This is a genomic window from Chelativorans alearensis (assembly GCF_010993735.1).
In the GTDB taxonomy this organism is placed as follows: Bacteria; Pseudomonadota; Alphaproteobacteria; order Rhizobiales; family Rhizobiaceae; genus Chelativorans; species Chelativorans alearense.
In genome coordinates, this window is record NZ_WQNI01000010.1 from 184,883 (window position 1) to 207,811 (window position 22,929).

The 22,929-nt window shown below is 61.7% G+C and carries 23 protein-coding genes and 1 pseudogene; 16 read left to right on the plus strand and 8 right to left on the minus strand.

Annotated features, from left to right (window positions below; all coding sequences use genetic code 11):
- Positions 1-25 precede the first annotated feature (25 nt).
- Positions 26-1,039, minus strand: coding sequence for a tripartite tricarboxylate transporter substrate-binding protein (locus GPJ75_RS16815; protein ID WP_163269488.1), 1,014 nt, complete (start codon positions 1,037-1,039; stop codon positions 26-28).
- A gap of 149 nt (positions 1,040-1,188) precedes the next feature.
- Between GPJ75_RS16815 and GPJ75_RS16820 the strand changes: the two genes are divergently transcribed.
- The 3 genes from GPJ75_RS16820 to GPJ75_RS16830 all read left to right on the plus strand — a co-directional run bounded on the left by GPJ75_RS16820 (position 1,189) and on the right by GPJ75_RS16830 (position 3,798).
- A complete protein-coding gene (locus GPJ75_RS16820; protein WP_163269489.1) occupies positions 1,189-2,577 on the plus strand; it encodes a molybdopterin cofactor-binding domain-containing protein in 1,389 nt (462 codons plus the stop codon).
- Positions 2,578-2,620: 43 nt separating this feature from the next.
- Positions 2,621-3,355 carry an MFS transporter gene (locus GPJ75_RS16825; protein ID WP_163269490.1) on the plus strand — a complete coding sequence of 245 codons (735 nt, stop codon included), beginning with the start codon at positions 2,621-2,623 and terminating at the stop codon, positions 3,353-3,355.
- A gap of 194 nt (positions 3,356-3,549) precedes the next feature.
- Positions 3,550-3,798 carry a hypothetical protein gene (locus GPJ75_RS16830; RefSeq protein WP_163269491.1) on the plus strand — a complete coding sequence of 83 codons (249 nt, stop codon included), beginning with the start codon at positions 3,550-3,552 and terminating at the stop codon, positions 3,796-3,798.
- Between the two features lie 49 nt (positions 3,799-3,847).
- Here the strand turns inward: GPJ75_RS16830 and GPJ75_RS16835 are convergent, their stop codons facing one another.
- The 3 genes from GPJ75_RS16835 to GPJ75_RS16845 all read right to left on the minus strand — a co-directional run bounded on the left by GPJ75_RS16835 (position 3,848) and on the right by GPJ75_RS16845 (position 6,053).
- Positions 3,848-4,450 carry a DUF1007 family protein gene (locus GPJ75_RS16835; RefSeq protein ID WP_163269492.1) on the minus strand — a complete coding sequence of 201 codons (603 nt, stop codon included), beginning with the start codon at positions 4,448-4,450 and terminating at the stop codon, positions 3,848-3,850.
- A complete protein-coding gene (locus GPJ75_RS16840) occupies positions 4,447-5,544 on the minus strand; it encodes a DUF3500 domain-containing protein (protein ID WP_163269493.1) in 1,098 nt (365 codons plus the stop codon). Before GPJ75_RS16840 ends, GPJ75_RS16835 begins: the two co-directional genes overlap by 4 nt.
- Positions 5,545-5,705: 161 nt before the next feature.
- Positions 5,706-6,053, minus strand: a complete 348-nt coding sequence (locus GPJ75_RS16845) for a helix-turn-helix domain-containing protein (protein WP_246249098.1) — start codon at positions 6,051-6,053, stop codon at positions 5,706-5,708.
- Between GPJ75_RS16845 and GPJ75_RS27420 the strand changes: the two genes are divergently transcribed.
- The 5 genes from GPJ75_RS27420 (at position 6,052) to GPJ75_RS16865 (ending at position 11,448) form a co-directional block, all read left to right on the plus strand.
- The gene (locus tag GPJ75_RS27420) at positions 6,052-6,210 is read left to right on the plus strand and encodes a hypothetical protein (RefSeq protein WP_246249099.1); all 159 of its coding nucleotides are present in this window, start codon (positions 6,052-6,054) and stop codon (positions 6,208-6,210) included. The two genes, GPJ75_RS16845 and GPJ75_RS27420, sit on opposite strands and share 2 nt — an antisense overlap.
- A 112-nt stretch (positions 6,211-6,322) precedes the next feature.
- Positions 6,323-7,576: a sarcosine oxidase subunit beta family protein gene (locus GPJ75_RS16850; RefSeq protein ID WP_163269494.1), complete on the plus strand. Its 1,254-nt coding sequence runs from the start codon at positions 6,323-6,325 to the stop codon at positions 7,574-7,576.
- 11 nt (positions 7,577-7,587) lie between these two features.
- Complete coding sequence (locus GPJ75_RS16855) at positions 7,588-7,890, plus strand: sarcosine oxidase subunit delta (protein WP_163269495.1); 303 nt, start codon at positions 7,588-7,590, stop codon at positions 7,888-7,890.
- Entirely contained in the window at positions 7,887-10,880 is a 2,994-nt protein-coding gene (locus tag GPJ75_RS16860) for a sarcosine oxidase subunit alpha (RefSeq protein ID WP_163269496.1), read from the plus strand. Before GPJ75_RS16855 ends, GPJ75_RS16860 begins: the two co-directional genes overlap by 4 nt.
- A gap of 16 nt (positions 10,881-10,896) precedes the next feature.
- Positions 10,897-11,448 carry a sarcosine oxidase subunit gamma gene (locus GPJ75_RS16865; protein WP_163269497.1) on the plus strand — a complete coding sequence of 184 codons (552 nt, stop codon included), beginning with the start codon at positions 10,897-10,899 and terminating at the stop codon, positions 11,446-11,448.
- Between the two features lie 54 nt (positions 11,449-11,502).
- On the opposite strand, the gene GPJ75_RS16870 is transcribed toward GPJ75_RS16865, so the two are convergent.
- Positions 11,503-12,402 carry a GlxA family transcriptional regulator gene (locus tag GPJ75_RS16870; RefSeq protein WP_205602562.1) on the minus strand — a complete coding sequence of 300 codons (900 nt, stop codon included), beginning with the start codon at positions 12,400-12,402 and terminating at the stop codon, positions 11,503-11,505.
- Positions 12,403-12,507: 105 nt separating this feature from the next.
- Positions 12,508-13,386, minus strand: a complete 879-nt coding sequence (locus GPJ75_RS16875) for a LysR substrate-binding domain-containing protein (RefSeq protein WP_163269498.1) — start codon at positions 13,384-13,386, stop codon at positions 12,508-12,510.
- Between the two features lie 161 nt (positions 13,387-13,547).
- On the opposite strand from GPJ75_RS16875, the gene GPJ75_RS16880 reads away from it, so the two are divergent.
- The gene (locus GPJ75_RS16880) at positions 13,548-14,786 is read left to right on the plus strand and encodes an aromatic ring-hydroxylating oxygenase subunit alpha (protein ID WP_163269499.1); all 1,239 of its coding nucleotides are present in this window, start codon (positions 13,548-13,550) and stop codon (positions 14,784-14,786) included.
- 3 nt (positions 14,787-14,789) lie between these two features.
- Positions 14,790-15,857 carry an FAD-binding oxidoreductase gene (locus tag GPJ75_RS16885; protein ID WP_163269500.1) on the plus strand — a complete coding sequence of 356 codons (1,068 nt, stop codon included), beginning with the start codon at positions 14,790-14,792 and terminating at the stop codon, positions 15,855-15,857.
- 114 nt (positions 15,858-15,971) lie between these two features.
- On the opposite strand, the pseudogene GPJ75_RS16890 reads toward GPJ75_RS16885, so the two are convergent.
- Both GPJ75_RS16890 and GPJ75_RS16895 read right to left on the minus strand, forming a co-directional pair.
- Positions 15,972-16,115 (minus strand): annotated as a pseudogene (locus GPJ75_RS16890) (pyrroline-5-carboxylate reductase); the annotation flags it as partial.
- A gap of 10 nt (positions 16,116-16,125) precedes the next feature.
- Positions 16,126-16,752 carry a TetR/AcrR family transcriptional regulator gene (locus GPJ75_RS16895; protein WP_163269501.1) on the minus strand — a complete coding sequence of 209 codons (627 nt, stop codon included), beginning with the start codon at positions 16,750-16,752 and terminating at the stop codon, positions 16,126-16,128.
- A gap of 124 nt (positions 16,753-16,876) precedes the next feature.
- Here GPJ75_RS16895 and GPJ75_RS16900 point away from each other — a divergent pair, with 124 nt between their 5' ends.
- The 6 genes from GPJ75_RS16900 to GPJ75_RS16920 all read left to right on the plus strand — a co-directional run bounded on the left by GPJ75_RS16900 (position 16,877) and on the right by GPJ75_RS16920 (position 22,566).
- Positions 16,877-18,913, plus strand: a complete 2,037-nt coding sequence (locus GPJ75_RS16900) for an NADH:flavin oxidoreductase (protein WP_163269502.1) — start codon at positions 16,877-16,879, stop codon at positions 18,911-18,913.
- 386 nt (positions 18,914-19,299) lie between these two features.
- Positions 19,300-19,722 (plus strand): arsenate reductase (glutaredoxin), encoded by a 423-nt coding sequence (gene arsC, locus GPJ75_RS16905; RefSeq protein WP_163269503.1) that lies wholly within the window; start codon positions 19,300-19,302, stop codon positions 19,720-19,722.
- Between the two features lie 122 nt (positions 19,723-19,844).
- Complete coding sequence (gene arsH / locus GPJ75_RS16910; protein ID WP_281354817.1) at positions 19,845-20,576, plus strand: arsenical resistance protein ArsH; 732 nt, start codon at positions 19,845-19,847, stop codon at positions 20,574-20,576.
- Between the two features lie 81 nt (positions 20,577-20,657).
- Positions 20,658-20,984 (plus strand): ArsR/SmtB family transcription factor, encoded by a 327-nt coding sequence (locus tag GPJ75_RS16915; protein WP_163269504.1) that lies wholly within the window; start codon positions 20,658-20,660, stop codon positions 20,982-20,984.
- 59 nt (positions 20,985-21,043) lie between these two features.
- Positions 21,044-21,331, plus strand: coding sequence for a hypothetical protein (locus GPJ75_RS27425; RefSeq protein WP_246249100.1), 288 nt, complete (start codon positions 21,044-21,046; stop codon positions 21,329-21,331).
- Positions 21,328-22,566 carry an MFS transporter gene (locus GPJ75_RS16920; RefSeq protein ID WP_246249101.1) on the plus strand — a complete coding sequence of 413 codons (1,239 nt, stop codon included), beginning with the start codon at positions 21,328-21,330 and terminating at the stop codon, positions 22,564-22,566. The genes GPJ75_RS27425 and GPJ75_RS16920 overlap by 4 nt, the downstream gene beginning before the upstream one ends.
- Positions 22,567-22,929 lie beyond the last annotated feature (363 nt).

The window sequence follows — 22,929 nt, forward strand, 5'->3', positions numbered from 1 at the left end:
GCGATCTCGGCCATCAGCTGGCCACCTAACCGGCGGTCAGCTGATCTCCATACTTCGTGGCCAGTTCCACCATGCTCTGCGCAAGCGCCATGCAAGTGGACTGATCGCGAAAACGGACACCGTCCCAAGGCGTCACTCCGCTCTGAACGATCTCTTCCTTGAACCTGGGATCGTCGAATACGGCCGCCGAGGTATCCTGGAGCACCTTGTAGTCGTCCGGGTTGGCATCAGCCCAGCTGCGGTGAACCGCCCAGGAGCGGGTCGAGTAAAGGCTGGGAATATCGGTCCCAAAAACTTCGTTGATCAGCGGCACGTCACCGCGCGTCTCGGCCAGCACGAACTCTTCGCGGTCGAAGACACCCAGGATACGCGCCCCCTCTATATACCCTGCAGTGCCACCGCCGCCGCATTCAGCCTCCCCATTCAACACCGCCACCACCTGGGGATTGCCCCCGCCATAGGGGACGATGTTGAACTGCGCCCCTGTGGCTTCGGCCAAGGCCAGAAGCCCGATCGTGCCCGGGTGCGGCAACCGGCTGACGGCGATGCTCACCGGCCGCTTCATGGCCGTCTCGACAACCTCTTCCACCGACGTGAACGGGCTTTCACCCGAAACCCATATGCCGCAGGGGTCCGTATCGATCCCGCAGAAGTAATAAATGTCCTCGGGGAATCTGAAATCGGGCTTCTGCAGCGCGTACATGATCATCTCCGCGCTCACATTGCCGAAGAGCAAATTGCTGCCGTCCATTTCACGTTGCTTGAAGTACAGTTCATAGCCCACTTGCCCGGCCGCGCCAGGGCTGAACTGACGCTCGAAATCTTGTCCGATCTTGTCCTTCCAGCTATTGATGAAGGCGCGGGACAGGCCATCCGCCCCTCCGCCCTCTCGGGTGGGAACGATGACGTCGAATGTCCTGCTGGGATAGTTGGCTGCGATAACTTGGCCGGCCGCGCCACCGATCGCCGATGCGGCAACAACGCTCCCAGCGATCTTGAAGAAGCCCCTGCGATTCATGAAAGCAGCTTCATCTGGCATCTTGAATCCTCCCTTCGTGCTCTTTTTTGCACCTCGCAACGATATGGTGCACGAGCGTCTCACGGTTATCGATTCTCTGGCCGCGGCACTGGAATTCGTTCCTCCGTGAGGCAATCGCAATCGACGTATTTTCTATGTAGGCGCAAGCCATGTCCGCCGTTGCGCGGGCAGATTCCACGGCGAACTGGGAAATGCCGGGCGGCGGCATTCAGAAGCCCGAAGACCTTCTGGCCAGCGCCATTGAGCTTGAGACGATGGTGGAGACTGGCGATCCGACCAAGGCTGGGAATCGCAAGGTCGCGGCGGAATTCTCGCGCCCGTTTCTCGCCCATGCCTTGATTGGAACATGCTGTGCCCTGGCGCTGTGGCAGGACGGCACCCTGACCGTGTGGAACCATGCTCAGGGACCCTACCAGTTGCGCGCGGGTCTGGCGCAAGCTCTGAATCTCGACGAAACGGCCATCGAAGTGATTCATAAACCAGCAGCCGGCTGCTACGGCCATAACGGTGCGGATGACGTAGCTTTCGAGGCCGCCTTGCTGGCCCGGGCGTGCTCTGGTCGCCCGGTGCGGCTTGCTTGGCGAAGAGTGGATGAACTGACTCGCGGAGCGCTGGCCCCCGCGATGACGAGCTGGGCCGAAGTCACGCTTTCAGAGGACGGGGAGATCGCGGCGATGTCGCTTGATATTCTCAGCGCACCACACCAGCGCCGGTCCGGCCCCGGCAAACCGAATTTTGCCTCCGGTCCTCTTCTGGCTGATGCCGTGGCGCTTGCCCCGGCGACGGAGCCTCTGCCCGCGAATGGCGGCGGTGCCGACCGCAACGCGGTGCAGCTTTATAGGACCGGCGCTCTCAAAGTCACGCGGCGGATCGCATATGATGTCCCGCTGCGCACCTCTGCCATGCGGGCCCTGGGGGCCTATGCAAATATCGCTGCGATCGAGTTGGCAATGGAGGCCGCGGCCGACGAACTCGGCGAGGACCCGATAGGATTCCGCCTGCGCCACCTCGACGATGCGCGCGCTCGATGCGTTATCGAAAAGGCCTGCGAGATCTCGGCCTTTACCACCGACACCGATGGCGAAACTGCCATGGGCCTTGGCTTTGCCCGGTACAAGAACAAGGCAGGCTACTGTGCCGTGGTGGTGAAAGTCAGCGCGGGTGAGATGTTGGCCGTGCCCCGGCTATGGGCGGCGGCGGATGTGGGCGAGGTCATCGACCGTGAGGGCGTTCTGGGGCAGGTCGAAGGCGGCGCCATTCAGGCGTTGAGCTGGAGCCTAAAAGAGGAAGTGCCGATCGTCGGCGGCGCGCCGGACGTCCCGGATTGGGAGCATTATCCGATCCTGCGCTTTTCCGAGATTCCCGAGATTGAGGTGGTGTTGACCGGCGATCCTCGCGACCCGCCGCTCGGCGCGGGGGAAATCGCGCAGGGGCCGGTTGCCGGGGCGCTGGCTGCGGCGGTGCGGCGGCTCTTCGGGCTCGACAGTCTGCGGGTGCCGCTGACGCCGGAGGGGCTGGCTGGGCAAATGTTCGGATGATGCGACGGATCAGACCGGTATCGGCGCTGCGAGGGGTGCACTCATGAGTGGCTCGCGATCCGGATCGCCCGTTGCTGCCGTTGGCTTCGCTTTGGCGGCACAAATCGCGACGATGCTGCCCGTCTTTCTGCTGGGCACACTGTTTCCGCTTCTGAGGGCCGATCTGGGCATGAGCGAGGCAAGCCTTGGTTATAGCTTCGCCGTCTTCTTCGCCGCCTCGGCGCTCGGTTCGGGAGCGCTGGCGAGCCATTCCGACCGGTTCGGACCATGGCCCGTGGCGCGCGCTGCCCAGGTGGTAACCGCCGTGCTTTGCCTGATCGTGCCTTTCGTGCCGTCTGTCGTGCTTTTTCTGCCCATCATGGTGCTGGCGGGGCTGGCCAACGGCAGCATCCAGCCCGCGACCAACGTCGCGTTGTCGCGGGCGGTGTCGCCCGGGCGGCAGGGCTTTGCCTTCGGGCTCAAGCAGGCGTCGGTGCCGTTGGCTTCGCTTCTGGCGGGCCTCGCCGTTCCGATGATCGCGCTTAGCGGCGGGTGGCGGACTGCCTATGTGGTCGCGGCCTTGCTGCCGTCAGCGCTGGTTCTGGGCCTGCCTCGCCACCCCTTTTCGCCCGCCGCGGTGCAACCGCGCAATCCGCAACCGGGATGGTCGCAGGGCACTCTGGTTCTGCTAGGGATCATGTCCGGTGTTGGCGCCGGATCTGCGAATTCCATGGCGGCCTTTCTTGTGACCTCAGTCGAGGCGCAAGGTATCCCGGTTGGCAAGGCGGGTTCATCATAGCGCTTGGCGGCGGGGGTGTCGATCGCCGTGCGGATCCTGCCGGGTGCGGCCGCCGATAGGTTCGCTCTGCCGCTTCTGCTGGCCGTCAGCGTGCTTATGCTTGGCGGTGCGGTGGCCTATTGGCTCTTCGCACAGGGAGGCGGCTGGATGGTGCTGGTCCTGGCCACGACGCTTGCCTTCGGCATGGGATGGGGATGGGCCGGACTGTCGGTCCTTGCCATTATTCGCGGCAATCCCGCGGCCCCGGGCGGGCCTCGGGCATTGTGCAGTCGGGGCTGTTCATCGGCGCCGTCATCGGTTCGCTGGGCTTCGGCTGGACAGTGTCAGTCCATGGTTTCGGTGTGGCCTGGACCGTACTGGCTGTCCTCGCCGCCGTCGCGGCAGCGATCCCGGCCTACCTCTCAGCAAGGGTGGCGCGCGAGGTGCGTGGCACCGAGCCGTAATGCGGCGCCTAGCACGGCTCGCAGTGCTTGCACGTCGCGGTAGCGCTCTTCACCCATGTCGTGCGTCACGCCCGATGCAGTGTCTGACGCTCCGGCGCATGCAGATTGCGACACGCTTTCTGTTGAAACGAATGATGAGGTCGCCGCTGGCCTTCGTCCGATCCACTGAGCGCGAGGACGTTTTCTCGATCAGGTCGGGATGGAAAAACGGTTGGATGAACCAGTCGTGAGAGAACGCCCCGTAGCTAATACCGAAATCCACTTGATGCGCTTCGGTCTCCGAGAGGCTGATTGGGGTCGACGCCTTGACGATGATCGCACCCGTGCCTCTGGCGGCCTCTTCGGCGCTCGGGACCGCAACAGCAGCATTCGTGAAGGCGAATACCCGCCTGTCGACCGTCAGTTCAGCGGTCGCAAGAACGTCCGCGCCAAACGCCTGCGCTTCCTCGTCCGAGACTGCCCCATCCCCATCAAGATCGATGTGGGAGAATATGGCGGCGCCGTCTCCCGTTGACGGTACGATCACAACGCTCAAGTCAACGACCTCGAGACCAACGGAAAGCTGCACCTGCTGGTCGGTATAACTGTGCGGATGCGCAGCAGCCGCAACGGGAACCGTAACGAGCGCCGCGATGAAAAGCCCGCGTATCAATGGGACCCGATCCATGCCACGCCATAGTCGTTTTTGGGATCGCGGTACATGTTGTGCGCGTGATCGGTGGGATCGCCATCCATGTCTTGCGGTGCGTATTCCATGACCAGCGACGGCGCCGTGACGCGGAAATAAGCTGCGCCCAGGGTCCCCACAGGTCCCCACCAGCCGAAGTAGGTGTCGTCAATTTCGCTCCGGACTGTTTCCATTTTGGCCGCGAAATCGTCGTCGTTGATGAAACCGAGCCGCGCTTCGATGACATCCAGAAGCAGCAACTTCTGGTCATCGGTCAGGTCGCTGCCCTTCACTCCCTCCGGTGCGAGCACAGTACCGAATTCCCCGGGGCCTAGCAGTAGGTTGATCGCTTGGTCGTCAATGATGGCCGCTTCCTTCTGATCGGCCGTGAGGGCGTCCATGAGGGCTTGCGCGGCCGCGGTCTCCGCTTCCGTGATGTAGACGTCCTGTCCTTCATAGGTAGTGTTCAGCGGCTCTCCGCCGGTCAGCATCGGCGAGAAGGAAATCTCCGATCCGAAGACCGTAACATTGATTGCAAGGTGGTGGCCGCCGAATTGAAACATCCACGGCTTGGATGTCGAAGGTTCGCCCAGGAAGGAGGCATAGTAGAAATCGCTGCCGAAATTGGGGCCGCCGATGCCGCTATCCAGCATGTCCTCCGCTGCCAGCTGATAGGCGATATTACGCACACCATCCTCGCTCAGGACCTCGCCTAGGAGGGCGTTAAGGGCGGCGTTCTGCTCGTCGGAGAGGTTGCCGCGCATCACGCCGCCGCGCTGAACGGGACCGTCCGGGAAGTTGGACCAATTAGAGCGTTGAGTGTTGTCGGAGAACGGGTACACTGCGGCCTCTCTCTGTTGGTCGCCCAACCCGTTGAGGAACGCGTCCGCCGCTGCGACGATGGACTCCGTCTTTGCATCGACAGCCGGCAGGTCAAAGCTTTCCTTGATCGCGATATCCACTGGAGGAGTCTGCAGGCTGCCTTCCTGCGCAGAGAGCGGCCCGTATCTGAGCAGCAAGACACCCGCCGCCGCTACAACGGCGGCAAGTCCAGCAGCACCGTACAAGCCTCGCTTCATGTCATCTCCTTCCTGGAATGCGTCACGCGCCGGTCAGTCCGACTTCTATTGCACAACGTCGGCGCGAATCACCAGCAAGGAGCATAGATTCAATCCGAGCAATCCACAAAAGCTTGGAGTCTTGTGATCGGAGAGGAAGGGGACTTCTTCCTACAGTGCCGTCACTCGGCCCTGAATGTGTTGATGAGATGCGAGGCATCGCAGAACCCGGTGGCATGAGCGACCTGCGTCACGGTCCGCACGGTGGTCTCCAACATCCGGCGCGCGGCATCGAGGCGCAACCGAAGCTCCGCCCGTGAAGGGGAAAGACCCAGGTCCGACTGGAATTTGCGCTCGAGTTGCCGCCGCCCGATGCCAAGACCCTGCGCCAGTTTCCCGACCGTCTCAGGGTTGCCGATGTTGTGCTGCATTCGGATCAGCGCTTTGCGCACCATCGGATCGCGCGCGGTCAGATCGCTGCGAAAGCCGGGCTGAGGTTCGTCCCCGGCCATCGCCTCGTCGATGATCATGATGCTCAGGCTCTTCGTGGCGGCGACACGGCGAGCGGTCCGCCTCGTCGGCGGCAAGCCGCAAAACGTCGACGAAATTGGCAAAGGCGGGCAGGGTGAAGCGGTCTGCAAGCAGGAAGGCGACGCGCAGGCGCTTCTTGCTAGATCTGTTGGCTGAAGGCACGGATGTCATGGCGCAGTCATACAATGCCGCCGTCGCATTGTTCCAGTCTTCTCTGCTCCCGTCCGACTAGAACGCCGGAAACCGGACCTGTCGGAGCTGGCCTCACATGACGCATTTTTCCGCGCTGTCGCTCTTGAAAAACGCCCTCACGGGCCACAGGAGCTGGACGCCGCAATGGCCCGAAAGTCAACCGAAAGCCGAATACGACGTCGTCATCGTTGGCGCCGGCGGGCACGGGCTGGGCGCGGCCTACTACCTTGCCAAGGAGCATGGCATCACCAATGTCGCGGTGATCGACAAGGGTTGGCTCGGCGGCGGCAATACCGGCCGCAACACGACGATCATCCGGTCCAACTACCTCTACGACGAAAGTGCCCGGCTTTACGACCACGCGCTTGATTTGTGGGACGGTCTGAGCCAGGAGCTGAACTACAACGTCATGTACTCCAAGCGCGGCGTCATGATGTTGGCGCATAACGTGCACGATGTGCAGAGCTTCCAGCGCCACATTCACGCCAATCGCCTCAATGGGGTCGACAACCGCTGGCTCACGGCCCAGGAAGCGCAGGCGTTCTGCCCGCCGCTCAACATCTCGCCGAGGGCGCGTTACCCGGTCATGGGTGCCGCGCTGCAGAAACGGGCGGGAACCGCCCGTCACGACGCCGTGGCCTGGGGCTATGCTCGCGCCGCCGCCTCACGCGGTGTGGACATCATCCAAAACTGCCCGGTCACGGCAATCCGCCGTGGCTCTGACGGCCGCGTTACCGGTGTCGAGACCGCAAAGGGGTTCATCCGGGCGAAGAAGGTCGCCGTGTCGGCTGCCGGCAACACCACGGTCGTTATGGATAGCGCCGGCGTCCGCCTGCCGCTTGAAAGCTTCCCGCTTCAGGCTTTGGTGTCCGAACCGGTCAAGCCGATCTTCCCCTGCGTGGTGATGTCGAACACGGTGCACGCCTATATCAGTCAGTCCGACAAGGGCGAGCTGGTCATCGGTTCGGGCACCGATCAGTATACCAGCTATTCGCAGCGTGGCGGTCTGCCGCTGATCGAGCATACGGTTGCGGCGATCTGCGAGATCTTCCCGATCTTCAACCGCATGCGGATGCTGCGCAAATGGGGAGGCGTCGTCGATGTGACGCCGGATCGCTCGGCGATCGTCGGCAAAACCCCGGTGCCGGGGCTCTACGTCAATTGCGGCTGGGGTACCGGCGGGTTCAAGGCCACCCCGGGCGCCGCCCACACACTTGCCTGGACCGTCGCCAAGGACGATCCGCACCCGGCCAACGCGCCTTTCACCCTCGAGAGGTTCACGACCGGCCGCTTGATCGACGAAGCCGCCGCGGCCGCCGTTGCGCACTGAGGAACACGGACATGCTTCTGATCCATTGCCCCTACTGCGAAGAGATCTTGCCGGAACTGGAGTTCACGTATGCTGGCGAGGCGCATATCGCCCGGCCTGCCGATCCCTCCGCCATGAGTGATGGTGAATGGCGGGATTATCTGTTCATACGCAGCAATGTCCGGGGTCCACATTACGAACGCTGGCGGCATGCGCATGGCTGCGGCCGTTTCTTCAACGCCGTGCGGGACACGGTCACTGACCGATTCCTGACGACCTACAAGGCGGGCGAGCCGCGTCCTGATCTTTCCTCTATCAAGGAGACTGCGGAATGAGCGCCTTCCGCGTTCCCGGGCGTGGCCGGGTCGATCACAACCGGCCGGTGACATTCACCTTCGACGGTAGGACGATCGAAGGCCGCGCTGGCGATACGGTCGCCTCGGCGCTGCTTGCCAACGGCGTGCATCTGATGGGCCGGTCGTTCAAGTATCACCGGCCGCGCGGTGCCGTTTCGGCCGGGTCCGAAGAGCCGAACGCGCTCATCGGTACCAGCCGCGGCAAGGGCCGCTTCGAGCCCAATACCCGTGCCACCATGCAGGAGATCTGGAACGGTCTGGAGACCACCAGCCAGAACAAATACCCGAGCCTCAAATTCGACATCGGCGCCGTGAACGACCGCGCCTACATGCTGTTCTCGGCCGGGTTCTACTATAAGACCTTCATGTGGCCGAAGAGCTTCTGGGACAAGGTTTATGAGCCTTTCATCCGCGCCGCCGCCGGACTTGGCGTTTCGCCGAAAGAGGCAGATCCGGACACCTACGCTTCGCGGTACCTGCACACGGACGTGCTGGTCGTGGGGGCCGGGCCGGCTGGTCTGGCCGCCGCGCTGAGCGCGGCCCGGTCGGGCCTTAAGGTAACGCTGGTCGATGAGAGTGCGGAAGCCGGCGGAACGCTTCTGAGCGAGCCGCAGGCGGTGATCGACGGCGTCCCTGCATGGGACTGGCTTTCGGCCATGCTGGCGAAACTGCAGTCGCTCGGTGTGCGTGTCATGACCCGTACCACGGCCATCGGCTACTACCACCAGAACATGGTGGGGCTTTGCCAGAAGCTGACTGACCATCTGCAGTCACCCCCCCCGGACACGCCGCGCGAGAGGTTGTGGCGGGTACGGGCCGGGCAAGTGATCCTGGCGCAGGGTGCGCTGGAAAAGCCGCTGGTGTTCGACGGTAACGACCGGCCAGGCGTCATGCTGGCGGGGTCAGCCCAAACCTATCTCAACCGCTTCGGCGTGCGGGTCGGCAACCGGGCCGTCGTGGTTACCAGCCATGACAGCGCCTGGTACGCAGCCTTTGACCTTGCCGATGCGGGCACGAAGATCGAAGCTATTGTCGATACCCGCGTTGAGCCGCAAGCCGGTTTGCTCGCCGAAGCAAAGGCACGCGGAATCGCTGTGCTAACGGGCCACACGGTCACCGGCACGACGGGCCGTCTGCGTATCAAGTCGGTTCGGGTCAATCCGGTGCAGGGGGGCAGGGTCGGACCCGCCCGCTCGCTCGCCTGCGATTGCCTGTTGATGTCGGGTGGCTGGACGCCGTCACTGCACCTCTTCTCACATACTAAGGGGACGCTCGCCTGGGACGACGAGAAGCAGACCTTCCTGCCTGACTGCAAGACCGAGGCGTGCCAGCTCGCTGGAGCCGGCCGTGGCCTCTGGGGAATCGAAGCGGCGCTGAACGACGGTGCCGAGATGGGCGCCACGGCTGTTCGTGAGCTGGGCAAGAATCCCGCAGCGGTCCGTTATGCCGTCACCAATGATCGCACAGGCACCGGCACTAGTCATAAGGAACTGCCCACCGACCGAACCCCAAGCCGGGCACGTGCTTTCGTGGATTACCAGAACGATGTGACCGCCAAGGACCTGCGCCTCGCCGTGCGCGAAGGCATGCGCTCTATCGAGCATGTCAAGCGCTACACGACCAATGGCATGGCCACCGATCAGGGCAAGATGTCCAACATCAACGGGCTCAACATTGCTTCCGATGCGCTCGGAAAGCGCCAGCCCGAGGTCGGACTGACCACCTTCCGTCCGCCCTATACACCGACGACGTTCGGCACGTTTGCCGGCTATCATCGAGGCGGGCATTTCGAGGTTACCCGCAAGACGCCGATCGACAGTTGGGCCGAGGAAAACGGCGCTGTATTCGAACCGGTCAGCCTGTGGCGCCGCGCCTGGTATTTCCCCAAGTCGGGCGAGGATATGGACGCGGCCGTTGCGCGCGAATGCCGGGCGACGCGAAAGAGCCTCGGCATCTTCGACGCCTCGACGCTCGGAAAGATCGAGGTCGTGGGCCCAGATGCGGTAGAGTTCATGAACCGCATGTACACCAATCCCTGGACCAAGCTGGCACCGGGCCGCACCCGCTACGGGCTGCTTCTGGGCGACGACGGTTTCATCCGCGACGACGGCGTGATCGGGCGCCTGTCGAAGGATCGGTTCCACGTCACCACCACCACCGGTGGCGCGGCCCGTGTGCTGAACATGATGGAGGACTACCTCCAGACCGAATGGCCCGACCTCAAGGTCTGGCTAACCTCGATCACCGAACAATGGTCCACCATCGCTCTCAACGGCCCCAACGCGCGCAACCTGTTGGCACCTTTCGTCGAGGGCCTGGATATCTCGGACGAGGCATTTCCGCACATGTCCATCGCGGAATGCACTGTGGCGGGTTTCCCAGCGCGGCTCTTCCGCGTGAGCTTCACCGGTGAGCTCGGCTTCGAGGTGAACGTTCCGACGCGCTATGGCCGCGCGCTCTGGGAAAAGCTCTGGGCGGCCGGACAGCAATACGACATTTGCGCCTATGGCACCGAGACCATGCACGTGCTCAGGGCCGAAAAGGGCTTCATCATTGTCGGGCAGGATACCGACGGCACCGTGACACCCTATGACACGGCAATGGGCTGGGCAGTCGGCAAGAACAAGCCGGATTTCGTCGGCAAGCGCGGGCTTGCACGCCCCGATCTTGTCGCGCAGGGACGCAAGCAACTCGTTGGCCTCTTGACCGAGGACGGCAAGACCCGGCTGGAAGAAGGGGCGCAGATCGTACTCGACCCAAAACAGCCCAAGCCCATGAAGATGGTGGGCCACGTCACCTCATCCTACAACAGTGTTGCCGCCGGCAGACCGATCGCTTTGGCGCTGGTCGAAGATGGGCACAACCGGACGGGCGAGACCGTCTTCGTTCCAATGCCCGATCGGGTGATAGAAGCCGAGATCACGGGCACCGTGTTCTACGACGCGCAAGGCGAACGGCTGAAACTCTAGAAGCGGAGACGATGCGATGACGGCTCACATGTATGCATTCAAGCCCGGCCCGCTCGCCGCAAGTAGCGCGGTGACGGTCACGCTTCTAGCCCCCGTCGGCCGGCTCTCGCTTCGCGCGCGCGAAGCGGATTTGCCCGCGCTTTCCAAAGCTATCGGTGTCGACCTTCCGCGCAGGATCGGCGGCCGCGCAAGTGCCGGCACGACCGAAGTCCTGTGCCTCGGCCCCGACGAGTGGCAGGTCCTGGTTGCCGAGGCCGAAGCGCCCCGGCTGATCAAACAATCCGCATCCGTCTACGAGAAGGCGCCGCATAGCCTGACCGAGATATCGGATCGAGAGATCACGGTGCGCATCGAAGGCTCGAAGGCGGCGGAGCTGCTGACGCTCGGCTGCCCGCGCGACATCGACCCGCTCCCTGAGGGCGAAGGCCGCCGGACCCTGATGGACGGTGCGACAGTCGTGCTGTGGCGTGACGGCGCGCAAGACTTCCGCCTCGATATGTGGCACTCCTTCGCGCCGCATGTGATTGCGCTTCTTAAAACCGGCTGCGCCGAACTGGCCGCAGAATGAACCGCCCATAGGCGAAGAAGCAGCAGTATTGCTTACCCCCGCGAAATGCATGCATCAGGTCAAGCGTCCGCGTTGCATCATCGGTGATACGCCATAGGTGGCACGGTAGAGGCGGGAAAAATGTCCAAAATTTTCAAAGCCGCAAGCAAGTGCCACCTCTGTGACTGCGGATTCGGTCTGCAGCAACAGATGGCGCGCCCGCTCCAGGCGCATCTCCGTAAAGTACTTCTTGGGTGAGGCATTAAGGTATCGTTCGAACAAGCGCTCTATCTGGCGGGTCGATATTCCGAGTTCTTGCGCGATTACCGATGAAGAAATCGGATTGTCGACCCGGTTGCGCATGATCTCGATCGCCTTGGCGAGATGCTTGTTGCGTATGCCATTCCGGGACTGAAGGGAGACACGCTGTTCAGCCGTGGCGTTCCGCACGGCATTGTAAACCATCTGGTCGGCCACCGCGACCGACAGGTCATAGCTATGATCACGCTCGATCAGGTGAAGCATCAGATCGGCGGTGGCCGTGCCGCCTGATGCGGTAATGAACTTCGTATCCGCGACGAACACGTTGCGCACCAGGTTCACGTCGGGAAACTCTTCCATGAAACTATCATGGTATTCCCAGTGAATTGCAGCCTGCATTCCATCGAGAAAGCCAGCCTTGGCCAGAATAGGCGCCCGAGCACAGCGCGCCGATCCGGGTTCCGCGGGAGCGTTCGCGGCGCAAGGCGGCCAGTAGGCTGCATGTGTCCTTGCGTTGCATGTTGATGCCGGACAGGACGAACAGCCGTCACAAGGAGGCAATTCGTCAAACCGATGATGGACCAACGTCACTACGCCGTTTGCATCGTGTTCTTGCCGTGCGTTTTCCGTAGTCATGATGCGCGAAAACGACATTGCGCCGCCAATGCAGATCGAGTTCACGGGATTGCAGGTATGCTGGGTGATCTCTGCCACCTCGCCACTGGCCTACGGCATCCATCCCCGCGACAGGCGAAATCAACAGACGGAATGATCCGCACTCCGAAAAAAGGTGGCAGGCGTAGCCGCCGAGGTCCCAGTCTAAGAGCTTTTGACGAGCCAGTCCGCAAACAGGCGCGCCTTCGACGTGGCCCGCTTGTGGATATTCAGATAAAACGCCATGGGCGAGGGGATACTGTCAGGCACGAGTTGGACGAGCCGCCCCTCTTGCATCAGGCTTTCAACCAGCCCATCCCAGCCCAGCACCGCTCCGACATCGTCCTGAGCGGCCTGAAGCGCGATCATGTAGTTGTTCACATAAAAGCTGCGGCCCTTTGGGGCCGGCCGTCCAAGCGCCAGAAACCAGTCGGCCCAGGTCGTCCAGTCGGCTTCCTCGTTACTGGAATGGATCAACGGCACCTTGAGAAGATCCTCCACCCGAGCAATGCTGTGTTCGGCGGCGAAGCCTGGTGTTCCCAAGGCGACGATGCGGTCCTGAAAGAGGTCGCGATATTCGACGCCATGCTCCTGAGGATTGCCGTAATGGATGCTCAAATCGCAACGATTGGTCATTCCGGATACGTCGCTGACGATCTGCGAGACGGTGATGGCGGGGTGGATCTTCCAGAAGGCTGCAATCTTCGGTGTGAGCCATAAAGAGCTGATCGCCGTAGTCGTCCGGATGGTCACGTCAACCGTTTCCGGGCGATCGCGTATCTGGGTAACGGCTTCCGAAATTGCCTCAAATCCGCGCTGTATCGCGAGGAACAGGAACGCCCCTTTCTCCGTCAGCTCGACGCCGCGGCTGCGACGCAGGAAGAGGCTGCATCCAAGATCGGTCTCGAGCGCCTTGATTTGATGGCTGACGGCCGCAGGCGTCACGTTCATTTCCTGTGCGGCCTTCTTGAAGCTCGCATTCCGGGCGGCCGCCTCGAAGCAGATGAGGGCGGTCATCGAGGAGAGATCGTACGGTCTTGCCATCGTCGCCTCTTCGCAGACGTTTTCTGTGCCACGGGGATGTGCCCAGGGTGGATCTGAGATTAGCTCAGATAAATCTGGATGAAAAAAGATGCTATTGTCAAAGGGGTTTGAGCGAAAGACAATTTTAGCTCAGTTGAACATGCTGAGCATGGATTCCTCCTATGACAGTTTCCTCGCCCTCCATCCAGGAGCTGCTTGCGCGCCGCGTCCCCGGTTACTCGCTCGAGCAACCATTTTACACCTCGCCTGCAATCTACGAACTCGATCTGACGCACATCTTCCATAAGGAGTGGCTCTACGCGATTCCGGCCTGCCAACTTGCGAAAGCGGGCAGCTACGTCACGATGCGCGTTGGCGCCTATGAGGTGATCATCGTTCGCGGTCGCGATGGCGAAATCCGCGCCTTCCACAATTCCTGCCGCCACCGCGGCTCACTGATCTGCAAGGTGCGCGAAGGCCACGTGGCCAAGCTCGTCTGCCCCTACCACCAGTGGACCTACGAACTCGACGGCAGGCTGCTGTGGGCGAATGACATGGGGCCGGACTTCGACGCGTCGAAGCATGGCCTGAAGCCTGTAAACCTGCGCAATCTCGAGGGCCTGATCTACATCTGCCTGTCCGACACGCCGCCGGATTTCGAGCACTACGCTGAGAAGGCGCGCCCCTATCTCGAGGTCCATGACCTCAGCAATGCGAAGGTCGCCTACACCTTGACGATTGTCGAAAAGGCCAATTGGAAGCTCGTGTGGGAGAACAACCGCGAGTGCTATCACTGCTCCAGCAACCACCCGTCGCTCTGCCGTTCCTTCCCGGTCGACCCGGAAGTAGGAGGCGTGACCGCGGATGGCGGGGCGTCACCATCCCTTCAGGCGCATTTCGATCGTTGCGAAGCCGCCGGCGCGCCTGCACGGTTTCTGCTCGCCGGTGAGGGCCAGTTCCGCCTGGCGCGGATGCCGCTGCTGGAAAACGCCGTGAGCTACACGCTCGACGGCAAGCCAGCAGTTCGCAAGAACCTCGGTCGGGTCGCTCCTCCCGATGCGGGCTCGCTGCTCGTTTTCCACTACCCCACGACCTGGAACCACTTCCTGCCGGACCATTCCCTGACCTTCCGGGTGACGCCGATCAGCCCGACCGAAACCGAGGTCACCACCACCTGGCTCGTGAACAAGGATGCCGTCGAAGGCGTCGATTACGATCTCAAGCGCCTGACGGAGGTCTGGATCGCAACCAACGACGAGGATCGCGAGATCGTCGAAACCAACCAGCTGGGGATATTCTCCCCCGCCTATGTCCCCGGGCCGTATTCGCCGGCTCAGGAAAGCGGCGTGTCGCAATTCATCGACTGGTATGCGCACTGGCTCGAGCGTTCCCTGACCCCTGTTCGAATTGCTGCGGAGTGAGGGATGAACGCGATCGCGAGGCCCAAGCTTGCCTTCTGGACCGACGCAGAGGAACTCGAATGCGTCTCCTTTCTTCCGGAGGCGCCGAATGTCATGACGTTTTGCTTCCAGTCGCCATCCGGGGCGCTGTTCAGCTATGATCCGGGGCAGTTCCTCACATTGGAGCTGCCCGTCCCGGGCGGGCCGATCTACCGGACCTACACGATCTCCTCGTCTCCCTCGCGGCCGACGTCCTTGACGGTCACTGTGAAGGCGCAGGCCGACTCTATCGGGACGCGGTGGATGTTCGACCATCTGCGCCCGGGCATGCGCCTACGGGCGGTGGGCCCAGGGGGGAGGTTCTCCATCGTGCACCACCCGGCCGAGAAGTATCTTTTTATCTCGGCTGGCTCGGGCATCACGCCGATGATGTCCATGGCCATCTACCTCTACGATTCCGGGCGCGATCCGGATATCGTCTTCGTCAACTGCGCGCGCCGCCCCTCCGAGATCATCTTCCGCGAACGGCTCGAACACATAGCCTCGCGCGTAACCGGCATCGATCTGAAATGGGCGGTCGAGGAGACCGACCTCTACAGGCCGTGGACCGGCTATCAGGGCATGTTCAACCAGCTGATGCTGGGCCTCATGGCGCAGGACTATCTCGAGCGCGAGGTCTTCTGCTGCGGGCCCGAACCCTTCATGCAGGCCGTGCGCGAGGCGCTGGCCGGTCTCGGCTACGACATGGACCGCTACCATCAGGAGAGCTTTCACGCGCCGCTGCCGGAAACAGAGCTTGTTCCCGATGACCAGTTCCCGGACGAGACGAGCGAAGCTGTTGTGGAGTTTGCCTCCTCCGGCATCACGGCAAATTGCACGGAGGCCGACACAATCCTGGCCGCCGCCCGCGCGGCGGGTCTGGTGATCCCCTCGGGTTGCACGATGGGGATATGCGGGACCTGCAAGATTCTCAAAACGGAGGGCCAGGTGCACATGGTGCACAATGGCGGCATCACCGACGAGGACATCGATGACGGCTACATCCTGGCCTGTTGTTCCAACCCGATCGGCCGTGTGAAAGTTGACGCATAGAGGTACAGGCTCACGGCGTATGCCATGGAGGCAGACGTCGCGAGCCGACTCTTTGGACGGTCAGGACCCCTGCCTCATGTCCACCGACTGCTTGAGCGCCTCGGCAAGGCCCGCGGGAAAGCGAGCCGGCTGTTCGCGTCGATACGACAATGCGAGTTTTTCTGGCGATGGCAGCCCGGTATCGAGGATCGACGCGACGATGGCTCCACCAAGCCACCCGCCTGCGCCAATCACCCCAATCTTCATATCCTCGCTCATCCTCGCCCCGCTATCCGGAATAGCCATGCCGCGCAAAAAAGCGGTCCAACTCTCTTTGCTCGGGCGCCTGCCCGGTGAAAATTTCCACATATTCCGGGATACGTTTCATGCGCACGGAGATGTCTTCCTCCGTCTGCATCGAGATGTATCCGATCTGCACCAGATAGATCGTGCGTGCCCGGACATCGGCCCGGCTTTCATTTTGTCCAAACCCCACGAACATGCGCATCAGAGCATCGAGGCGTTGCTGATCCGCCTCCTGGACCTCGACCAGGATTTCCGGCGACTGAAGAGCCCAACTCCTGACCGCAAACTCGAATTTCGAGTCAAAGAGCTTGCTGTCTAGCCAGCAGTCAAAGACGTTCAGCATCGCCTCGGCAATCGTCTCTGCGTATGCACCTGCCTGCTTGACAAGGTTACCCGTGTTCTTCTCGCGCCACCGCGAGACCAGGGCACCAAGCAATTCCTCGCGGTCCTTGAAGAACCAGTAGAAGCTCGTTCGCGACAAATTGAGCTTCTTTGCCAACGGCATGATCTTGACCGCGTCGACGCCGGATTCAAGCAGGGTCTCGTATGCCGCCCCCAGCCAAAGGTCCGAAGAGCCGCGCCAGCCGCCATCGTTCAATCTCTGCTCCATGAGTTACCTTCTATCGGGTGTGTACACTTATGTCAATGAAAGGTACTTAGATGACCATCTGATTGACACTAGTGTACATTTCAAATTATGCTGCCGATAAGTGTCTAAATCGGGAGCCAGGCAGATGTCGAACGACCCACTCCTTCAGCCCTTTCAGCTCAAGCACCTCACGTTGCGCAATCGCATCATCATTACGTCGCATGAGCCGGCCTATCCGGAGGACGGCATGCCCAAGGAGCGTTACCGGACCTACCATGTGGAGCGCGCCAAGGGCGGGGTCGCGATGACGATGACGGCCGGCTCCGCCGCTGTCTCGAAAGACAGCCCGCCGGTCTTCAACAATCTCCTCGTCTACAAGGACGAGGTAGTGCCGTGGATGAAGGACCTGACAGATGCGGTGCACGAAGAGGGTGCCGCGGTGATGATCCAGCTGACCCACCTTGGCCGCCGGACGCGCTGGGATAAGGAATTCTGGCTGCCGGTCGTCTCACCATCGCATCACCGCGAGGCGTCGCACCGTGCATTTCCCAAGAAGATGGAAGAGTGGGATATCGAGCGGATCATCAAGGATTACGCCGACGCCGCCGAACGCATGAAGGCCGGCGGCATGGACGGCATTGAGTTGCAGGCTTACGGCCACCTCATGGACCAGTTCTGGTCTCCCCTGACGAACGAGCTCGACAGTCCCTATGGCGGCTCACTCGACAACAGGTTGCGCTTCACCTTCGAGGTCTTGAGAGAGATCCGCAATCGCGTCGGTCCCGACTTCATCGTCGGTGTTCGCTATACGGGCGACGAGATGCTCGAAGGTGGCCTTGCCAAAGGGGATGGCCTGGAAATCTCCAAGCGCCTCAAGGACAGCGGCATGGTCGACTTCCTGAACGTTGTCAGGGGGCATATCGATACCGATGCCGGGCTGACCGATGTCATTCCGATCCAGGGCATGGCCAATTCGCCGCATCTCGATTTCGCGGGCGAGATTCGCGCGGCCACCAATTTCCCAACCTTCCATGCGGCGAAGATTCCGGACGTGGCGACTGCGCGCCACGCGATCGCCTCGGGCAAACTCGACATGGTCGGCATGACCCGCGCTCATATGACCGATCCGCACATCGTGCGGAAAATCATCGAGAAACGCGAGGACGACATCCGGCCCTGTGTCGGCGCGAACTACTGTCTCGACCGCATCTATCAGGGCGGTGCCGCCTACTGTATTCACAACGCGGCGACGGGGCGCGAAATCACCATGCCCCATGAGATACCCAAGGCCGATGTAAAAAAGAAAATTGTCATTGTTGGCGCAGGACCGGCCGGCATGGAGGCCGCCCGTGTCGCTGGAGAGCGCGGCCACGAGGTGGTCGTCTTCGAAGCCGCAAACGACCCCGGCGGCCAAATTCGCCTGACCGCGCAGAGTGAACGCCGCAGGGAGATGATCAGTATCATCGATTGGCGCATGGCGCAGTGCGAAAGCCTCAGCGTCGTCTTTCACTTCAACACGTGGGCCGAAGTCGAGACCGTTCAAGCGGAAGCGCCTGATGTCGTGATCGTAGCGACGGGCGGTCTGCCGCACACCGAGGTGCTGTCGAAGGGCAACGAGTTCGTCGTTTCTTCCTGGGATATCATTTCTGGCGACGTGAAGCCCGGCAGCAATGTTCTTGTGTTTGATGACGCTGGTGATCATGCCGGGCTGCAGGCTGCCGAATTCCTCGCCAATGCCGGGGCGGAGGTCGAGGTCATGACGCCTGATCGATCGTTCGCGCCCGAGGTCATGGCCATGAACCTCGTGCCTTACATGCGCTCGCTTCAAAAGCTGGATGTAACCTTCACGGTTACATACCGCCTCGAAGCGGTCGAGAAGGACGGCAATCAATTGATAGCCCATGTCGGCAGCGACTATGGGGGTGTTGCGAAGCAGCGCACCTTCGATCAGGTGGTGATCAACCACGGCACGATCCCCCTGGATGAGCTTTACTTCGAGCTCAAGCCCGCCTCCACAAACCTCGGCGAGATGTCGCACGAGCAGCTGATAGCCGGTGTTCCACAGTCGATCGTTCGCAACCCGCAAGGCGAGTTCCAGCTTTTCCGGATCGGGGATGCCGTATCTGCGCGCAACACGCATGCGGCAATCTATGATGCGCTCCGCCTTCTCAAGGACATCTAATCTTCGGTCATGGCCGTCGCGGAAAGCTACGCGGCCTTCTTCCACACAAGCGGCGGATGTGGTTTGGTTAGCGCTGCGGGCATTCTTCTGCAACGGCGCTATGATATGGCGACCTGAGATCTTCGTCCTGGGGAGAGGGCCGTTCGACCAGAGTGCCGATGATCTGGTTAGGCATTTTCATGGATCGCGCCTTGGTCGGGATCTTCAGTCGGCGACGCTGTTTGGTGCGGGGCTGGCTTTGGAGTACGAGGCACACGATCTCGCAAGCTACGGTTATGCAGTGCTGCTGGGAACTCTGCGGCAATCCTTGGCTCCCTTCTCGGCACAAGGCTGGGGAGTAGGGAGTCGTTGATGAGAATCCATACCTGAAATAGCAAGGAAGCCAATTGACCATCACCATCTATCACAATCCGAACTGCGGAACCTCCCGCAATACGCTGGCCATGATCCGCCAGTCGGGCGAGGAGCCGGAGATCATCGAATATCTGAAGACGCCGCCGTCTCGTGAAAGGCTCGTCGAACTGATTGCGGCAATGGGGGGCACGCCGCGCGACTTGCTGCGCGAGAAGGGCACGCCTTATCGCGATCTTGGGCTTGGCGACCCGAAATGGTCGGATGACGAACTCATCGATTTCATGATGGCGCATCCGATCCTGATCAACCGTCCGATCGTCGCCACGCCGCTGGGTACCAGGCTGTGCCGGCCTTCCGAGGTCGTCCTGGACATCCTGCCAAATCCGGACATCGGTCCTTTCACGAAGGACGACGGTGAGGTGGTCATCGATGCGGAAGGGCGGCGGGTGCGCTGAAACACAACTTCGACTCTTGTCGAAATAGGGTTGACCGCGCACCCTTGCGGCATTATCCATAATTCGACAAAAGTCGAAATATGGATAATGTGCACCCGATGCGTGCGCCCAGAAGGACAAGCATGACCGAATCCACTCTTCCCATGGATACGTTCCCCAACATCGTTGACGAGAAGTTCCGGCAAATCGATCCAGCGGCATTGTTCGGCGCGCCCCGTTCGACGCATGCGCCGCGCATTCTCATGCTCTACGGCTCATTGCGTGAGCGCTCCTATTCACGCTTAGCGACGGAAGAAGCCGCGCGAATCCTTCGGCGCCTGGGGGCGGAGGTGCGCATCTTCAATCCCGCCGGCTTGCCACTGCCGGACTCCACCTCGGCCGATCATCCAAAGGTGAAGGAACTACGTGAGCTGTCGCTATGGTCGGAAGGGCAGGTCTGGTGCTCGCCGGAGCGTCACGGCTCGATGACCGGCATCATGAAGGCGCAGATTGATTGGCTGCCGCTCTCCATGGGTGGCGTCCGGCCAACCCAGGGGCGCACGCTCGCCGTCATGCAGGTTTGCGGCGGCTCGCAGAGTTTCAACGCCGTCAACCAGCTTCGCGTGCTCGGCCGCTGGATGCGCATGTTCACCATTCCCAACCAGTCTTCGGTCGCCAAGGCTTTCGCGGAGTTCGACGAGGCGGGGCGGATGAAGACGTCGCCCTATTACAACCGCATCGTCGACGTGATGGAGGAGTTGATGAAGTTCACGCTGCTTCTGCGCGACTGCACCAGCTACCTGACGGACCGCTACTCTGAGCGGGTAGAAAGCGTGGAGGAGGTTTCAACTCGAGTGAACCAACGATCACAGTAACAACAATCAGACCAGCGTTACAATTTCCATGCTTATGGAAATTCGATTGACCTGCCGAAAACGCTCACATAAGCTATTTCCATGAAATACGAAGAAGCCGCCGAGCAACTCGAAGCGCTGGGCAACCCGACCCGGCTCAAGATCTACCGCATCCTGGTGCGGGCCGGAGGGGAGGGGATGTCCGTTGGGCAGGTTCAGGGGAAGCTCGGCATCCCTGCCTCAACATTGTCGCATCATTGCAAGCGCTTGTGCGAGACCGGGCTGGTAACGCAGGAGCGGCAGGCGACGACGCTTATCTGCCGGGCGAACTACGCCGCGATGCAAGCGCTGTTAGGCTATCTTGCCGACGAGTGCTGTGCGGACGGAACCTGCCCGCCCGCTACCATTGCACGCGCAGGAGCATCCTGAAGCCCAGTTTTTTTGCTTTGATAATTCGAATATTCTGGAAGTATCGAGAAGCGAACAGCATGGCCCATCAAGATCATCCGATTGCCGTCATCCATGCGGGGCCGGTCGGTCTTGTCGCCGTTGCCCATCTCGTGCAGCGTGGTCTGCGCTCTCTCGTCTTCGAGCGTGGAGCTTCCGTGCAGGACTGTGGCCATGGCCGCGTCTTCTCACAAGGCGTGGACGCATGCTGTGCCAAGAATGCCGGCGCCAAGGCCCATGGCGAAGAGGGGCGCGGCTGCGCTACAAATGTGGCCCCGACCGAGAGCGCATCGGCGCCTCGGGCCGCCTGTTGCCGGAGTGCCGCGTGACAACAAGCGCCATCGAAGGCCAATCCCGAACACGCGATGCCAAGATCGGCTGGCTGATCACGGCGCTCGGTATCGCCCAGATCTGCTCCTGGGGTTCGCTGTACTACAGCTTTCCGCTGCTGGCCGAAGCGATGCGTCCCGACCTTGGCTGGTCCAAGCCGCAGATCTATGGCGCGGCGACGCTGGGCATGGCGCTGGCGGGGCTGGCTGCCTATCCGGTCGGTGCGGCGATCGATCGTGGCCAGGGGCGTTATGTGATGGGCGCGGCGGCGGTCGCGGCCGGCCTCCTACTGGCCGCTTGGTCGCAGGTTTCGAACATCCTCCTGTTCTATGTCATCCTGGCAGGGATCGGCTGCCTTCAGGCAGCCAATCTTTACGAGCCGGCCTTCGCCGTGATCACCCGGCGCGTGGGCGCGGGCGGGGCGCGGCGCGGCATTACCGCCCTGACGCTCTGGGGCGGTTTTGCTTCCACTGTCTTCATCCCGCTCATCCAGTTGCTGATCGACGTGTTCGGTTGGCGTGGCGCGCTGATGACGTTGGGCGCCATCAACATCATCGTCTGCGGCGGCCTTTACTTCTTCGCCATCGACCCGAGGAAGGACCATCCGGTTCCCGTTCGCGAGCCGCACGAGCCATTGCCACTGACCGGGCGCAAAGCTGTCGCATGGACGGTCCGCCGTCCGGTCTTCTGGGCGCTAATGCTGGCCTTCGTCGCCTATGCCGCGGCTTTCTCCACCCTGACCTTCCACCTCTACCCGTTATTTCTGGAGCGCGGGCTCAGCGCCGCCGGCGTCGTTACCGTGATGGCGGTGATCGGTCCCGCCCAGGTCGCGGGCCGTATCCTGATCTGGGTCTTCGCCCCGCACGCTCCCGTCCGCTCCATCGGTTCCATGATCGTCATCATTTTTCCGCTCGCCGTCATCGGTTTCGCCTGGGCGCCGCCGGAAGTGATCGTTATCGCGGCCATCGCCGCCTGCTACGGCGCGGCGAACGGCATGATCACCATCGTGCGTGGGCTGGCGGTGCCGGAAATGGTGAGCCGGGAAGCCTATGGCTCGATCAACGGGATCCTGGTCGCGCCGATGAACCTCATGCAGGCGGTCTCGCCGCTGGCGGCCGCCTGGCTATGGTCAGCCACGGGGGGATATGACGCGGTTCTGATCGCGGTGGGTGTGGGCGCGCTCGTCTTGTGCATTGGCTTCTGGACAGCGGCGGCTTTGGCCCGGCTGCGTTGAGAACAGCGCCAGCGAGCACGCATTTGTGAGGCGGACGATCAAAGATGGATACCGATTTGAAGAATCGCGCTGCTACCTGCTTGCTAAACACAACTGTCCGGACGCGGTGAGGTGGGTGTACACATCGACGAGCGCTACCTAAGGCCAGCATCTTGTCTGCCAGCAGATACGCGAAGAAATCGTTTCCCGGCTTGGGGAAGCGCGCCGACGAGCAGCTCCCGGACAGGCGTTTTCATCAGTTCAGCCAACGTCATCGTCGCCACTCAAGCACCATTCGGAAAATCGCTGATCTGAGCGCTCGGCGTTGGCCTTCTTCGACCTGTGCCCGCCAGGCGCGGACCTTCTGGCAGGCGGCAAACGGCA